The organism is Ruegeria sp. CF8, from assembly GCF_056537285.1.
On the sequence record NZ_JBQFRG010000001.1, the window covers coordinates 120,598 to 135,114 of the forward strand.

At 57.0% G+C, this 14,517-nt stretch carries 13 protein-coding genes and 1 tRNA gene; 7 read left to right on the forward strand and 7 right to left on the reverse strand.

Annotated elements, in window-relative coordinates; all coding sequences use genetic code 11:
- Positions 1–62: 62 nt before the first annotated feature.
- Genes ACR0EV_RS00590 through ACR0EV_RS00600 form a run of 3 tightly spaced genes read right to left on the reverse strand, consistent with a single transcriptional unit; the run spans position 63 to position 3,449 of the window.
- Positions 63–1,565 carry an ABC transporter transmembrane domain-containing protein gene (locus tag ACR0EV_RS00590; protein ID WP_480798327.1) on the reverse strand — a complete coding sequence of 501 codons (1,503 nt, stop codon included), beginning with the start codon at positions 1,563–1,565 and terminating at the stop codon, positions 63–65.
- The gene (locus tag ACR0EV_RS00595; RefSeq protein WP_480798328.1) at positions 1,562–2,608 is read right to left on the reverse strand and encodes a DUF1611 domain-containing protein; all 1,047 of its coding nucleotides are present in this window, start codon (positions 2,606–2,608) and stop codon (positions 1,562–1,564) included. The genes ACR0EV_RS00590 and ACR0EV_RS00595 overlap by 4 nt, the downstream gene beginning before the upstream one ends.
- Positions 2,609–2,633: 25 nt before the next feature.
- The gene (locus ACR0EV_RS00600; RefSeq protein WP_480798329.1) at positions 2,634–3,449 is read right to left on the reverse strand and encodes an alpha/beta fold hydrolase; all 816 of its coding nucleotides are present in this window, start codon (positions 3,447–3,449) and stop codon (positions 2,634–2,636) included.
- 210 nt (positions 3,450–3,659) lie between these two features.
- Here ACR0EV_RS00600 and ACR0EV_RS00605 point away from each other — a divergent pair, with 210 nt between their 5' ends.
- Complete coding sequence (locus ACR0EV_RS00605; protein WP_480798330.1) at positions 3,660–4,166, forward strand: RNA polymerase sigma factor; 507 nt, start codon at positions 3,660–3,662, stop codon at positions 4,164–4,166.
- The gene (locus tag ACR0EV_RS00610) at positions 4,163–4,906 is read left to right on the forward strand and encodes an anti-sigma factor family protein (RefSeq protein ID WP_480798331.1); all 744 of its coding nucleotides are present in this window, start codon (positions 4,163–4,165) and stop codon (positions 4,904–4,906) included. The genes ACR0EV_RS00605 and ACR0EV_RS00610 overlap by 4 nt, the downstream gene beginning before the upstream one ends.
- A gap of 9 nt (positions 4,907–4,915) precedes the next feature.
- Here the strand turns inward: ACR0EV_RS00610 and ACR0EV_RS00615 are convergent, their stop codons facing one another.
- Positions 4,916–6,337 (reverse strand): S8 family serine peptidase, encoded by a 1,422-nt coding sequence (locus ACR0EV_RS00615; RefSeq protein ID WP_480798332.1) that lies wholly within the window; start codon positions 6,335–6,337, stop codon positions 4,916–4,918.
- Between the two features lie 419 nt (positions 6,338–6,756).
- On the opposite strand from ACR0EV_RS00615, the gene ACR0EV_RS00620 reads away from it, so the two are divergent.
- Positions 6,757–7,089, forward strand: a complete 333-nt coding sequence (locus ACR0EV_RS00620) for a YegP family protein (protein ID WP_480798333.1) — start codon at positions 6,757–6,759, stop codon at positions 7,087–7,089.
- A gap of 396 nt (positions 7,090–7,485) precedes the next feature.
- Here ACR0EV_RS00620 and ACR0EV_RS00625 read toward each other — a convergent pair.
- From ACR0EV_RS00625 to ACR0EV_RS00635, 3 genes are all read right to left on the reverse strand, one after another.
- Positions 7,486–7,562: transfer RNA gene (locus ACR0EV_RS00625), tRNA-Met, on the reverse strand.
- Positions 7,563–7,617: 55 nt separating this feature from the next.
- A complete protein-coding gene (locus ACR0EV_RS00630) occupies positions 7,618–8,619 on the reverse strand; it encodes an alpha/beta fold hydrolase (protein ID WP_480798334.1) in 1,002 nt (333 codons plus the stop codon).
- Positions 8,620–10,086 (reverse strand): flavin-containing monooxygenase, encoded by a 1,467-nt coding sequence (locus ACR0EV_RS00635; protein ID WP_480798335.1) that lies wholly within the window; start codon positions 10,084–10,086, stop codon positions 8,620–8,622. It abuts the gene before it with no gap.
- A 229-nt stretch (positions 10,087–10,315) separates the two neighbouring features.
- Here ACR0EV_RS00635 and ACR0EV_RS00640 point away from each other — a divergent pair, with 229 nt between their 5' ends.
- The 4 genes from ACR0EV_RS00640 to ACR0EV_RS00655 all read left to right on the forward strand — a co-directional run bounded on the left by ACR0EV_RS00640 (position 10,316) and on the right by ACR0EV_RS00655 (position 14,515).
- Complete coding sequence (locus tag ACR0EV_RS00640; RefSeq protein WP_480798336.1) at positions 10,316–11,863, forward strand: trimethylamine methyltransferase family protein; 1,548 nt, start codon at positions 10,316–10,318, stop codon at positions 11,861–11,863.
- A 71-nt stretch (positions 11,864–11,934) separates the two neighbouring features.
- Positions 11,935–13,038 (forward strand): mandelate racemase/muconate lactonizing enzyme family protein, encoded by a 1,104-nt coding sequence (locus ACR0EV_RS00645; protein ID WP_480798337.1) that lies wholly within the window; start codon positions 11,935–11,937, stop codon positions 13,036–13,038.
- A gap of 14 nt (positions 13,039–13,052) precedes the next feature.
- On the forward strand, positions 13,053–13,784 hold the full coding sequence (locus ACR0EV_RS00650; protein ID WP_480798338.1) for an SDR family NAD(P)-dependent oxidoreductase: 732 nt from the start codon (positions 13,053–13,055) through the stop codon (positions 13,782–13,784).
- Positions 13,781–14,515 (forward strand): SDR family NAD(P)-dependent oxidoreductase, encoded by a 735-nt coding sequence (locus ACR0EV_RS00655; RefSeq protein WP_480798339.1) that lies wholly within the window; start codon positions 13,781–13,783, stop codon positions 14,513–14,515. Before ACR0EV_RS00650 ends, ACR0EV_RS00655 begins: the two co-directional genes overlap by 4 nt.
- Positions 14,516–14,517: the final 2 nt, after the last annotated feature.

The following is a 14,517-nucleotide window of genomic DNA, read 5'->3' on the forward strand; positions in this document are numbered from 1 at the left end:
GCAAGTCTCGTCCAAGTCGCAGGCGTTTAGATTGCTCTTAATCTATGTGCGTCGGAAACAAGTTAACTAGCGCGGAATTCACCAAGTGTTGCGATCTTCGTTGCGCGCCGCCAAAACGACAATGAATTCAGGTGCATGCACTTAGCATTTCGAACTAGGATTATCTTGGGTTTCTGGAGAACAAGTCGAAGACATGAAACGGCAAGTTTCTGATCGACTGTTAGGTTCGCGCCGCGCTCTGCTAGTTTGAACTCCAAGCCACCTATTTCAAGGATGGTATCCTGTAGTGAAACGCTCTCCGCTGCCCAAGTAATTTCTTCATCCGATGGTCGTCGACGCAAACCTAAAGTCAAGGCTCGGCGCAGGCTTCCTTTCAGGATTAGCGGCTGATCGGTGAGAACGCCGACAGCTCGGCGCAGGCTTCCCGGGGTCAGTTCAGAAAAATCATTGCCGTCCAGTTTCAAAGACATATCCTCAGGTGTTGCGTTGCCAAGCAGTGCGATTTCGATCTGGTCCATCATTGTGCTGGAAACAATGGCTTGTTCCCCGGGGCGTATTTTCAAATCTGGGCCATGTGTGGTGGTGATTTCGACCGAAACGGGTTCCTCACGCAGACGAGCTTTTGCGCTTCGGGATGCCGCCAGCGGGCGGTTTAAGGCCCTCAACAGGTTGTTGTGGGCCGCATGGTATTTTGCAGCATAATCGCTGGAGGTCATCGCATTGCGCAAAGGTCTGATCATCAGACCCAGAGCCGCCAAACCGGCCGCGATTGTTCCCGCAGACAGGCCGCCAGTTCCGCCGATCACCATGATTAGGCTTGCGGCGATTGCGGCAGAGAACTCTGGCACGGCTTTTCGGACTTCGCTCAGACCCCGGCGAGCGCAGGCCGCATCGGCCACGCGGTCTGCCCGACGGTCCAGCGACTTCATCTCGATGTGGCGCCGTCCCAGCGCCGAAAGCCTTGGCGCAATCGGTAGGCGCTCGGTGACATCTGCTGCCAGCCGCGCCCGCAGTTTTCGCAATTGGCTGTGCGCGTCCAGAAGTTTGCGCTGTGTCAGCGCCGCCCAAAGCGCTGAGGGCAGGATCGCGCAGACCGCCACCCAGACAAACCGCTGGTCAAGGTAGATCAACACAGCTGTCGCGACGGGCAACAGAACAGCAGCCTGAATAAGCCGTGGCAGACCAAGGCCCGGCCAATCCTGTAGTGCCGACAGGTCTCCGGTAAAGCGCAGGACATGATAACCCATGCGCCTTTGGTCCAGATCACGTTGGTCGCTGCGGCTTGCGTGATCGAACAGCCTCAGGCGGACGTCCTTGGCGTAGTTCTGGCCCAACCGTTCCGCGAGTGTCCTGAAGACCAGTTGCATCAGCGCGCTGCACAGCCCTGCCACCCCGATGATTGCAATCGGAAAAACCGGCAGGTCTGATCCGGTGTGCAAGGCGACAAAGACCGTGCGCGTTGCAATGGCCACCGCTGCAAGAGCGGTGGCCTGCGAAAGGGTTGCGAACAGAATCCAGACAAAAAGGCGACGTCTTTGACCCTCAAGCAGTTCCGGGGGGGTCATGCGGCGTGCCGGGCCCGCTCAATCCCGGCGCGTGCGGCCAATGTGTTTGCATAGGCCGGATCAAGAAGCTGACTGCGTGTCAGAACCTGAACGCTCGTGGCATTCTGAGCTTCTTCGACCGCCATAGGCGAACATGACAGCATCCCTGTCAGTGCGATTGGGCGAATGCCTTTTCGGCCCAGCTCAGCTACACCCCCAGCGGCTGCGACCGGATCGGCACAGGCAAATAGGTACTTTGAGAACCGGTCACGGACGGAAGCGTCGGCCAGCAGGGCGGCTGTTTCCCGCTGGAAAATGCCGTCTGCCAACTCCATCACCGCTATGTCGCAGCCGAAGGCTTCCGACTCGCCCAGAAGCGTATCAATGCCCGCAACGATGCGCGGCATGGGTTCTAGATAGGTGGTGACCATGCCTGCGTCGGTAAAATCGGCCACAAAGGACGCGCCTGCATCGACAAAGGAGTTGTAATCTCCAAACGCGCCAGTCCCTGTGCCTTTCAGCACGGCCACCTGCCACCCGGCCTTGGTCAGACCGTGGGCCAGTGCCGCCGTTGCTGTTGTTTTACCAGAATTCATCGCGGTTCCAACCACACAGATTACCGGAATCTGCGCCGGTCTTGTGCGTCCGGGCAGGGCGAAATCACCGGTGTTTAGAACAACGCCGTCCTTTGATGTGATACGTCCCAGCGGCTGAACGCGGGTCGGGGGTTTGATACGCTCGTTCCGATGCACCATGCGTCCAAGACAGCCCCCGCCTGCAAGCATATCGCTGCCCTTTTTGTCGATCTCGGCAAGCCCTTCGAACTGGTCGGGCGCGTATCGCGCGCCGCAGGGCAACACAACAAGATCACCCGGATACAGGGTTGCGGGCCGCCCTGCGGGCAACTGAATCCGTTGATGGTTGCCGATGGAGGTGACACGGCCAAGGATCAGATCTCCGGGTTGCGCCTGTGCAAAGTCCTGACGCAGTCCATACGCCAGACTCTGATCGATACGTCTGGTTGCAAAACACCATTTTGCGTCTTCGAAGTGATAGTTTTCCATGGGTAATCTCCTGTTCTCAAAGAATTTAAGATTCACAGACAAGTTTTATTAAACCCGCTTCGGCGCAGTCAGCGAAGCTATGCGCACAGTTGGGGATTTCCGTCAGAGACAGATCAGGGACGATTCCCCGGGCTTCGGCGGCAGCTCGAAAGGCCCTGCAATAATGCCGCGCGCGGGCCAACCGGTTGCGGCCTTGGACATCGTCGATATCATGCCCTTTTCGCAGGGCATCATCCCGGCAATGATCCTCAGCACCCACATAGACCCGAAGTTTCAGTTCGAGGTAATGCCGCAATTGATTATGAGCCAAGGTGGGGACGTTTATCTTCAGGGGCTTTTTCGCCGGGGCCAAACCCATCGGAAAGGGCTGTGTAAAGTCCGGCAGGCAATACCAACCGGCTGCCGCGATATGTAGGGTGGCCACACGTTGCGGGTAAAGCATTGCAAATCGGTGCGCGAGCTGCGCGCCGCCGGAATAGCCAAATAGGTCGAGCTTGTTTGTGTTTTTAACACCCATTTGCTCAACCAAAGCGAGCATTGCGAGAAGGGATCGGTCGGGCCGGCAGTTGCCAATGCGTTGAAAATGTGGCCATTGCTTTCTAGAGAAACGGGGCGTGATCAGTACTTGCCCTTTGGCCTCACAATGGTTTGCGAAAGCTTTGGTCATCACTGAAGCACGCCGTGAAATTCCGTGCAAAGCCAACAAGGGAGGGGTATCGGGCGCGGGCATGCTCGGGATGTGAATGTCGGCGGACAGTGTACGTTCGCCGACACGGACCGAAAGCCGGGTGGTCGTCATTGGTCCGTTGACAGGGGGAACATCCATTGCGGTATCGAACATCATTTCAGCTCCTGATTGATTGTAGTCTTGCTGGGACAACGAGGCTGATTGCGATCTATTCCATCTTTTTTGAGAAATTTGTTTTGGGTTGGTCAGAACATACTGGGTCGTGTTCAAACGACACGCGTCTTCATTTTTTCTTCGGTCCCGTGGAATAGTATTCGCTACCATTCGTTGTCATTGGACATGACCCGAAACAGGAGAGACGGCATGACGGACCGGTTCCGTAAAGATCTGGTGGCGCTGGTGCCAAAACTGCGCCGATTTGCACTGTCTCTGGCAGGCAACCAGCCGGACGCCGATGATTTGGTGCAGTCTGCCTGTGTGAAGGCTTTAAAGAACGCAGCCCAGTTCCGCGAAGGGACGCGTATGGACAGTTGGATGTACCGAATTATTCAAACCCTCTGGATCGATGATCGTCGACGGGCCAAGACGCGCGGGGCGCCTGTAGACCCCGAACTGGCGGGTTTGAGCGATGAGGGGCGATCAGCGCGTCTTCCCGAGGATCGGATGATGCTCGACATGGCAAGAAGCGCTATGGGTGCACTACCCGAGAAACAGCGCATTGTTTTGTCCCTCGTTGCGGTCGAAGGGCTGACCTACAAAGAGACTGCAGATGTCCTGGAGGTGCCCGTCGGCACGGTTATGAGCCGTTTGTCGCGGGCCAGAGACGCTCTGCTGCCGCAATTGGGGATGACGAAAGGGCCGATGCAATGAGTGCTAAACCTACAATGGACCATTCCCGCCTCGCAGCTTTTGTGGATGGGGAACTTTCACCCGAAGAGGCCGCCGCCGTTGTCATGCATTTGGCGGATCACCTCGAGGATCAGGCCTATGTCGACAATCTCATGGCCGCAAATGAAGCCCTGTTGCAGGCGTTCAGCGATCCTGTGGACGAACCCGTGCCCCAGGAGATCAAGAACGCCATTCTGGGTGAGCCGCAGACAGCCGAGATCATACCCTTTCGGAAACGACCCGCCGTGTGGATAAGCACCGCTGTGGCGGCGACGCTGGCACTTGCCGTTGTCACAGGTCCAGACCTGTTTGCGCCGACTTCCGCGCTGAATCTGACTTTGGGGCCCGTCGATACTAGCTCTAAGCTCGCCGTTGCGTTGAACAACTTGCCGTCTGGCGTGCCAGAGGCAGCAGGGACGGATCAGGAGTTTATGATCCTCGCCACGTTGCCGATTTCAGACGGATATTGCCGGGAGTTCGAGGTCATCAACCGCGCAGCGCAACGCATCGACCTCGGCATCGCCTGTATCATGTCCGACAGCTGGATGGTGGAAGTGACGATGTCAGAGCCGCTGTCTGCGTCAGGTGCTGAGGACGGATTTGTGACGGCAAGCGGTGCGGAAATGCAGGGGTTGATGCCGTTTCTGGATCGGCTGGGGGCAGGGGCGTCACTCGACCCCGCCGCCGAAGCGAATTTGATTGAAAACGGTTGGACGCCTTAAAGCGGAAATCTAGCATAGGGTCGCAGCATTCAGCAGCCCGTGGCCGAAGACCTCATCTGCACCGGGCGCGCCCAGGTCCTGAGCGGTATTTCTCAAAAGCTCCCGCACCTGATCTGGTGACAACGTGCCATCTTGCGATAGCATGATTGCAACCGCCGCAGTGACAAAAGGAACGGCAAAAGAGGTACCCGACTTCATACGCGCACCGCGAATGGATGTGGCAGACAACATGTTGACGCCCGGCGCTGTCAACTCGATATGCGGCCCGCGCTGCGCTTTGCGATAAATGCGTGTCCGCGCATCCACGGCTGTTACAGCCAGTACTGTGTCATATGCTGCGGGATATCTCAGTTCTCCGGCCGGGCCTTCGTTCCCGGCTGCCGCGACTAGAACGATCCCATCTTCCTCCACCATCTGATTGACGATGTTCTCCAAAAGGCTGTTGTTGGGGCCGGTCAGAGACAGGTTAACGACACGTACACCACGGGCTTTCAAAACGTCCAACCCGCGCAGCAACGAGATTATGTCCGCGCGTTCGTCCGAGCCTTCGCGCGCAAACGCGTCCACTGCGATGACCTCTGCACCGTGAATCAGTCCGGGAACCCGGCTGTCGGGATCACCGATCATAAGGGACGCTACTGCGGTGCCATGAATCGCTTTGGATGGCGAAAGGGATTGGTTGGAAACTTGAATCAACTCCAGCCGCGCACCGGTCATGATCTCATGGTCAGTATTTATTCCGGTATCGATCATGCCCACGGGAACCCGCACGGGGCAGGTTGCCCGAGCGTGCTCGATACTTGGCCATTTGATCATTTCCCATGCCGGGCAGTTTTCATGCAAACATGGACTCGACGATGCCACGCGCGTTTCGCTTTGTTCAAAGCGATAATAATGATTAAAATCTGCAGTGCCACCGCTTGGAAGAGCGCGCACCCGATCCCGAGCGGCTTCTAGATTCAGCCCGCCGGGTGTAGTCAGACGAGTCAGAACCCGATCAGAGGCTTCCAGGTTTTCTGTCGCGGCAATTGCAAATCCTTCTGATAGAAGTTGTTCCAGATCCTCGGACGATGCATCGGCGACAACTATTTCCGCAGTTGCACGCGTCGGCAGTTCGAGAGGTGCCGGGGCAGGCGCCTGCGCGGGCTGCGGCGCAGGTGGTCGGTTGGTCAACCGTCTGAAAAGGTTGCCAAGCGGGTTTTCGCCTGAGGACCTTTGACCGCCTCCTGAGCCACCACCACCTCTGCTGCCTCCATCGCCTCTGTCGTCATCCCGGTCATCATCCCCGTCATCCCCGTCGTCGTCATGGTCGTCTGCCCATGCGACAGAAAGAGATGACAGTTGCCAGTCCATCGGTACGGCAAGCTGCAGAGGCAACAACAAGCCGAGCACAAGGCTGGTCTTAAGAAGCTGAGCCGATATCTTTCTCATTTGAACATCCAGTTGAAGCTAATGTTGTAACACGACAACGAAGCTCGTGAGTTTTTATTCCAAGCAAGACACAAGGTGACTCCACTTGTTCTGCGCCTGTGAACGTCTTCAAATTTGTTTGTCTATAAATCCACAACCACCAGCGAGAGGGATGTGTCGCAAATTTTTTGGAACGGCCAGCACCAGCGAGTTACTGGACACACCTATCCTCCGATCTCGGCAAATAGCCGAAAGCCAAACGCCGTCCCAGCTCCCTGACAAAAACAGTTGCTAAGTAGCTAATTCTAGACTTCGAACCGCTGTTTCGAAACTCACCAGCTGGGTGACATAGTTTCTTCTATTTTTTTACCTTGTGAGTGACTGGTGAACATAGCAACGTCATGTAGATTTTTTTGTTCAACTATAAGGAGGTAAATCACATGGCTGGAAAATTCGAGGTTTTAGTAGACAAAGCGGGAGAGTTCCGGTTTCGGCTCAAAGCTGGAAATGGCGAGATTACTTTGGCCAGCGAAGGTTATGTACAAAAAGCAAGTGCCGAGAACGGCATCGAGTCAGTGAAGACTAATGCGCCAAACGACGACCGGTACGAGCGTAAGGAGACGAAGTCAGGCAGGTACATGTTTAACCTCAAAGCCAGCAACGGGCAGGTGATCGGTACCAGCGAGAGCTACACCAGTGCATCTGCTCGGGATAATGGAATTGAGTCCGTAAAACGAAATGCGCCAGACGCGCGTGTCGAAGACCTGACCTGATTTGACAAGACTATGCTTCGGCTGACCAACTTTGGGCAGCCCTTGGCGACGTCAGACCAATCGGCCGCAAGATCGAGTGCTTCGATCTGATCAACGAGCATGTCTGTGGATCTACACAGCGCTTTTGCGATGCCATCCAACGCCTTTAGTGTTTGGGGGTGTATGCCTTGCAGCCCGCCATTGTCGAAGAAGAACGTATTGTCCAGCGCCACTGCCAAGCCAGCGGCCTGATAAGCTACACCCAGCATTTCGTCGCAGATTTCCTTAGGTGAGGCATTTTGCATCATTTTTCCTTTCCAATAGGTTTTTAGAAACCAAGTGGTGGGAAAGATGGCGGGACCTTTTCAAGGGAAGATATGATTTTCTTTCAAAATCATATACTAAACTTGAGCGATTTGGTAGCGGAGGAGGGACTTGAACCCCCGACACGCGGATTATGATTCCGCTGCTCTAACCAACTGAGCTACTCCGCCTTGAGTGAGAGGCGATTTAAGCGAGGGGCCGGGGAGGGTCAAGAGGGAAATCACCCTAACCGGGGATTTCTTTTACCGCCTCAGGCATCGCCTTCTGCGTGGACGTACAAGGGGCTGTCGTCGCTTCTACGATCCTGCGGATGAACGCAGCGCATGTTTCCGGTTCTGTAATCAGAATCATATGACCCAGCCCGTCCAGTTCTTCGTAACTCAGGCCATATTTGGTCATCGGGGGGCCATGAAGCGCCGGAGACAGGAGCGCGTCCTGGCGGCCGTAGAGGATACCCCCAGGTACAGACAGCTCGGGATATCTGGCCACCTGAGCGTCGCAGCTGGCATCCAAGCCTATGACATCCTGCGAGGCGGTAATAAATGCCGAAGGGCGCAATCCAAGCGCGCCGCCTGCACGGTCCAGAAAGTCATCCGGTGGGGTTTCTGGCCCAAAGGCCACGCCCAGACTGTGCGGCGCTGTTTTTGAGGCCATGGGCACCGCGATCGTGTTGGCAATCAGGCTGCGCAGCCATTCTGTCCGGATTTCGAGCGGTTTGAAGATCACCGGTGTTTCGGGCAGCCTGTGCGTCAGCGGGGCCAACAAAGCAAGGCCGGACACCCGCTGGGGATGATCCAAAGCCAGTGCCAGCGATATCGCGCCTCCCAACGAGTGTCCGACCAGCACGGCTTGATCAACGCCTTTGGTTTCCAGAAATTCGGCAATCATTGCGGCTTGTTTCGGCAAATGCGCCAGGTCTGCCATGTCTCGTGTCGAGTACCCGCATCCGGGTCGATCCAGCGCTATGACGTGGTATTCCTCTGACAGTTGATCCACCAGCGCGTACGTGAAGTGCTGTAACTGCCCGGCGAGGCCGTGAATCATGACGATGGTTTGTGCGTTGGGATCGCCCTTTTCCACAAAGTGAATGCTGCCGCCCTGAACGGGCACAATCTGACCCAGCTGTGGCACGGTTTTCAGACCCTGACGCATTATCTTTCGGGTCCACAATGCCATGGCCAGAAGAAAGACGATAAAAGCTGCGATCAGACTTAGAACAATTGTCATTTAGCTATCTCCGGATCCAACGGGAATGTATTGCTCCAGCCCTGACTGTGCCATGCGTTTTTGAAATTCGCCAACAGTTCCCGGCCAAAGAGTCGTGTTCTTACCGTCCGCATCTATGTACCATGAGGTACACCCCCCGGACTGCCAGACACTGTCGGCGTGACGATCCGCCATTTCCTGCTTAAAGCCCGCCTGTTTTGTCTCGTGAGGTGTGATTGCGGAAAACCCTTTGCGCTTCATCTCGCTCAGAATTCGGCCGATATGCTCGACCTGCGCCTCGATCATCAGCACGACTGAGTTGTGCCCCAAACCTGTATGCGGACCCAGCAAAACAAAGAAATTGGGGAATCCCGCGACTGAAGTGCCCAGATGAGCGTTCATACCGTCTGCCCATGCCGTGCGCAGTGTCAGTCCGTCAGAGCCCGTGATGTCCAGCCGCTCAACCACATTGGTCACGTGAAAGCCGGTGCCCCAGATCAGCACATCAGCCCGGACCTCAGTACCGTCCGTTGCAATGATTTTATCCCCGTCGATATGGGCAACGCCCTGCGGGACAACGCTGACATTGTCGCGGGCGAGCGTCGGGTACCAGTCATTCGAGCTGAGAATGCGTTTGCAGCCGATCTGGTAGTCGGGTGTCAGAACGCGCTGTTCCTCTGGGTCGGTGATCGCGGTTTCCAGCGATTTTCGCCACATCTTCAGAGCAAAATTCATCGCCCGCTCTTCGCCCCGGAACACGCGGTGACGGAACTCAAAAAACATGAAAATCAGCTTGCGTCTGATACGTGGCAACAAAGGAATGCGGGCGTATAGCTTGCGTACCCACGGCGCGATCGGGCCATCCGGACGCGGCATCACGTATGGCGCGCTGCGCTGAAAGATGGTGACATGGCGTGCGAGTTTGGCGATCTCAGGCACGAATTGCACAGCCGACGCCCCGGTGCCGACAACTGCAATCTCTTTGTCTGTCAGATCCACTTGGTGGTCCCATTGGGCCGAGTGAAAACTGGGGCCGGGAAAACTTTCTGCGCCCGGAAGATTCGGAATACTCGGATGATGCAAGGCCCCAATTGCAGAGACCAGAAACCGGGCCAACCATAGATCCCCATCGACGGTTTCAACGTGCCAGCGGCCGCCATCCCATCTGGCCGACTTAAGTTCGCGCCCGAAATGGCACAGATCATAAAGTCCTTCTTGTCGCGCGACGTTTTTCAAGTAGGCCTGAATTTCGGCACCCCCGGCATAAGCACGGCTCCAGTGCGGGTTCGGATGGGTGGCCATGGAATAAAGGTGCGAGGGCACATCACAGGCTACGCCGGGATAGGTATTTTCGCGCCACGTGCCACCGATATCATCGGCCTTTTCCAGAATCGCAATATCGGAGAGGCCACGTTTGCGGGCCTCAAGCGCCATGGTCAGCCCTGAAAAACCGGCGCCGATGATCAGCATTTCCGTCGCGTGGTGCATTTCTGCGCCCCTCCTGAAACAACCATACGGGTACGTGTTGCAGATGTATGCACCTGTTTGACAGTGAAGCAGGTTACTTAACGAAAGGTAACCAAAGGTTCGCTTGCGCTGCGTGCGTACGAAAATACCGGGATGTGACCCGTGTCGCTTCCTGCAAGCACATATCGCAATCAGAGAGGTGATCGCCCGGCGAATCCGCCAGTTTGTTTGAAAATTGGAGGATTGCCCTTTGACTACTCGCACAGCTGCGCGGTCCGGTGGACGCTCTGCCCGCCGCGCCCAACGTACCGCTCCGAACTTTGCCATGCTGCCGGGCCTGACCCGAGGCATTCCCGTTTGCGAAGTCATGGACGGAAGCCAGGTCGAACGCATCGACAACGCCGCGATGGACATTCTGGAAAACGTCGGCGTTCAATTCCGCGACCCCATCGCGCTGGAAGATTGGAAGAAAGCCGGTGCCAAGGTTGTCGGTGAGTTGGTCTATCTGGACCGCAACATGGTCCGCGAGCTGATCTCGACCATTCCAGCGCAGTTCACCTATCATGCGCGCGACCCGCAAAAAAACCTCGCACTAGGTGGCAAACACTCGATCTTTGTTCCGATGACCGGCGCGCCTTTCCTGCGCGATCTGGATGACGTGCGGCGGAATCCGACGCTGGATGATCTGGCGATGTTCCACAAGCTGTCGCATATGATGCCTGCATTGCACAGCTCGGCCCACCACATCGTCGAGCCTTACGATCACCCGATCAGCCAGCGGCATCTGCGCATCACCTATTCGTCGATGAAATACTCGGACAAGACTTTCATGGGCATGACAACCTCGCCCAAGAACGCCGAGGATGTGATGGATATGTGCGATATCCTGTTCGGCGAAGGCTTTATCGACGACCACCCAGTCACCACCGGCAACTGCAACGGCAACAGCCCATTGGTGTGGGATGAAACCATGCTGGGCGCGATGCGCGCCTTTAGCCGACGCAACCAGCCGGTTTTGTGCTCGCCTTTCGTTTTGGGTGGTGCGAACACACCCGCGTCGGTGCCCGCGACCGTAGCGCAGCTGACAGCCGAGGCGTTGTCGGCGCTGGCCTACACACAGGTGATCCGCAAGGGCGCACCTGCGATCTGGGGGCATTACCTTTCGACCGTGTCAATGAAATCCGGTGCGCCCATGGCGGGCACACCTGAAATCAGCCTGATGAATTTCATGATCGGTCAGATGGCGCGGTTCTACGACGTACCGTGGCGCACTTCGAACACGCTGGGCGGGGCCAAGACGTTTGACGCGCAAGCGGGATACGAATCCGCCACAACGCTCAGCGCGGTGATCCACGCCGGAGCCAATTATATCTGGCACTCGGCAGGTTGGAACGAGGCGGGCATGCACTGTTCGGTCGCCAAGTTTGTAGTTGATGCCGAACAATGCGCGATGGCTTACCGCATGGCGGAAGGCCCGAAGTGGCACGATTTCGATCAGGCTCTGGCGGCGGTTCCAGATGTAGGCCCCGGCGGTCACTACCTTGGCCACCCGCACACGCAGGACAATTTCCAGACGGCGTTCTTTATGCCTGAACTCTTTGACAACAACTCGATCGAACAATGGGTAGCCGAGGGCGAAGTGGAAATCACCGAACGCGCCTTGAAGCACGCACGCAAGCTGCTGGCCGAATATCAAGAACCAACACTGGACGAAGCCAAAAATGAGGCGCTTCTCGACTATATCGCGCGCCGCGAAAGGGAAATCCCGGCAGCGGATGAGTTGAACCAGACCTACTGATACAATCTCCCCGTACTGGCCCGCCCACAATCCGGGCGGGCCCTTTTTTCGTTCAGGACAAGCAGAGCAGCATGAAGATCGCCGAACTCCATATCTACAGCCACGACCTGCCGGTCAAAAACGGACCATACACCATGGCCAAAGCACAGGTCTGGTCGCTTGATACCACTCTGGTCAAAGTCGTTGCGGATAACGGTCTGGTGGGTTGGGGCGAGACCTGCCCGGTTGGCCCGACCTACGCCGAGGCGCATGCAAAAGGCGCCCGCGCTGCATTGATCGAAATGGCCCCCGGCCTGATCGGAACCGAAGCACTTCCGCTAAACTTGCATCGCCAGATGGATGGGCTGCTGAACGGGCACACATATGCCAAAGCGGCTATCGATATCGCAGTTCATGATGTGTTGGGCAAACATCTGGGCGTTCCTGTCTGCGATCTGCTGGGCGGAGCAACCACAGACACGGTGCCGTCCTATTATGCCACTGGCGTTGGTGCGCCGGACGATATTGCCCGTCTGGCCGCCGAAAAGATGGCCGAAGGCTACCCGCGTTTACAGATCAAGGTCGGGGGCCGCCCGGTTGAGATCGACATCGAAACCATCCGCAAGGTCTGGGACGTCGTCAATGGTTCAGGCATGCGTCTGGCGGTCGACGGCAACCGGGGCTGGACCACACGTGACGCTTTGCGCGTCAGCCGCGAGTGTCCGGAAATCCCGTTCATCATGGAACAGCCCTGCAACACCATCGAGGATCTGCAGAAGATCCGCCCTCAGGTAACGCACGGTATTTACATAGACGAAAACAGCACCGACCTGAACACAGTGATCTCAGCAGCAGGGACCGGTCTGGTCGACGGTTTCGGGATGAAAGTCACTCGGATCGGTGGGTTGCACCCCATGCGCGCTTTCCGCGACATTTGCGAGGCCCGCAATCTTCCGCACACCTGCGATGACAGTTGGGGTGGGGATATCATCGCCGCTGCCTGCACTCATGTCGGTGCAACGGTTCGGCCCGATCTGTTGGAAGGCGTCTGGCTTGCCGCGCCTTATATCGAAGGCAATTACGATCCCGAAAATGGCATCCAGATCAAAGGCGGGCATATTGCACTACCTACCGGGCCGGGGCTGGGCGTGGTGCCTGACGAAAGCCAATTCGGAACTCCTGTCGCGTCGTTCTAACTGTGGATGATCTCATGACCCTGAATGGAAAATCGGCTTTGGTCACTGGTGCGGCTGGCGGCATCGGGGCGTCAATCGTTCACCGTTTGCGGGAAGCCGGAGCGCGGGTCGCGGTTGCGGACCGGTCGGTCGTTGGCATTGAGGCCGACGCGCATCTGCCCGGCGATCTGCTTGATCCAGACTATGCCGACCAATTGCCCCAGGCCGCGGCGGCTGCGCTGGGCGGGCTCGATATCGTGATCAACAACGCAGGTGTCATCACACGCGGGTCTGTCACTGATACGTCAGATGCGGATTGGTCGTTGTCACTGGGCGTCAATGTCGAAGCCCCGTTCCGTATCTGTCGCGCGGCGATTCCGATCATGGCAGAAACGGGAGGGGGGGCTATCGTCAACACTGCGTCTTGTTGGGGGCTGCGCCCTGGCCCCAATCACGCCGTTTATTGTATGACCAAAGCGGCCATTGCGTCCCTCACCCAGTGTATGGGAATGGACCATGCCCATCAGGGTATCCGCATCAACGCTGTATGCCCGAATGAGGTGAATACGCCTATGCTGCGCTCGGGTTTTGAAAAGCGCGGCTTTGATCCAGATACGGCCGTGGCCGAGTTGGGCCAGACCGTGCCGCTGGGCCGCATCGCTGAACCCGAGGATATTGCAGACGTCATCATGTTCCTCGTCTCAGACGCGTCGCGTTATGTTTGCGGTACGCTGGTTGAGGTCAACGGTGGGAAGCCCGTTTCATGAAGCGGTTCGAGGGCAAGGTGGCATTGGTCACAGGCGGGCGCAGCGGCATCGGTCAGGCCATTGCCCGTCGGTTGCGGGATGAAGGCGCACAGGTCTTTACCGCGCAACGAGGAGAAGACAGCGAGTTTCAAGGCATCGCAGCGGATTTCGCCGATCCCGACAGCCCGGCTCAGGTGATCAGCGAAGTGGTCTCTGATGCTGGGCGCCTGGATGTATTGATCAACAACGCGGGTATGATGCAGGAAGCCTTGGTCGAAGACATGAGCCTAGAAGACTGGCACCGAAGCCTGATGGTCAACCTGACCGCTCCGTTCCTGATGATCAAAGCCGCGCTGCCGCATCTGCGCGAAACCAAAGGCAGCATCGTTAATACAGGATCCATCGAAGGTTTGGGCAGCAATCCCGGTCACGCGGCTTATTGCGCGTCCAAAGCGGGGCTGCATGGGCTGACCCGCGCCGTTGCGGTGGATCACGGGGCTGAAGGTGTCCGTTGCAACGCCGTCGCACCGGGATGGATTGATACTGATCTGAACGAGGATTTCATTGAATCCATGCCCGACCCCGCTGCATTCCGTCGTGACGTTGCCAAAATCCACCCTGTGGCCCGGACCGGGCAACCCGAAGAGGTTGCAGCGCTCGTTGCCTTTCTGGCGTCAGCGGATGCGGCTTTTATCACCGGGCAGGTTTACACGGTGGATGGCGGGCGTATGGCTAAACTCAGCTTGCCCTGACC

Bases quoted from the DNA above. Each gene is read 5' to 3' on its own strand.
- ACR0EV_RS00590 (WP_480798327.1), bottom strand. From the start codon at position 1,565: ATGACCCCCCCGGAACTGCTTGAGGGTCAAAGACGTCGCCTTTTTGTC.
- ACR0EV_RS00595 (WP_480798328.1), bottom strand. From the start codon at position 2,608: ATGGAAAACTATCACTTCGAAGACGCAAAATGGTGTTTTGCAACCAGA.
- ACR0EV_RS00600 (WP_480798329.1), bottom strand. From the start codon at position 3,449: ATGTTCGATACCGCAATGGATGTTCCCCCTGTCAACGGACCAATGACG.
- ACR0EV_RS00605 (WP_480798330.1), top strand. From the start codon at position 3,660: ATGACGGACCGGTTCCGTAAAGATCTGGTGGCGCTGGTGCCAAAACTG.
- ACR0EV_RS00610 (WP_480798331.1), top strand. From the start codon at position 4,163: ATGAGTGCTAAACCTACAATGGACCATTCCCGCCTCGCAGCTTTTGTG.
- ACR0EV_RS00615 (WP_480798332.1), bottom strand. From the start codon at position 6,337: ATGAGAAAGATATCGGCTCAGCTTCTTAAGACCAGCCTTGTGCTCGGC.
- ACR0EV_RS00620 (WP_480798333.1), top strand. From the start codon at position 6,757: ATGGCTGGAAAATTCGAGGTTTTAGTAGACAAAGCGGGAGAGTTCCGG.
- ACR0EV_RS00630 (WP_480798334.1), bottom strand. From the start codon at position 8,619: ATGACAATTGTTCTAAGTCTGATCGCAGCTTTTATCGTCTTTCTTCTG.
- ACR0EV_RS00635 (WP_480798335.1), bottom strand. From the start codon at position 10,086: ATGCACCACGCGACGGAAATGCTGATCATCGGCGCCGGTTTTTCAGGG.
- ACR0EV_RS00645 (WP_480798337.1), top strand. From the start codon at position 11,935: ATGAAGATCGCCGAACTCCATATCTACAGCCACGACCTGCCGGTCAAA.
- ACR0EV_RS00650 (WP_480798338.1), top strand. From the start codon at position 13,053: ATGACCCTGAATGGAAAATCGGCTTTGGTCACTGGTGCGGCTGGCGGC.
- ACR0EV_RS00655 (WP_480798339.1), top strand. From the start codon at position 13,781: ATGAAGCGGTTCGAGGGCAAGGTGGCATTGGTCACAGGCGGGCGCAGC.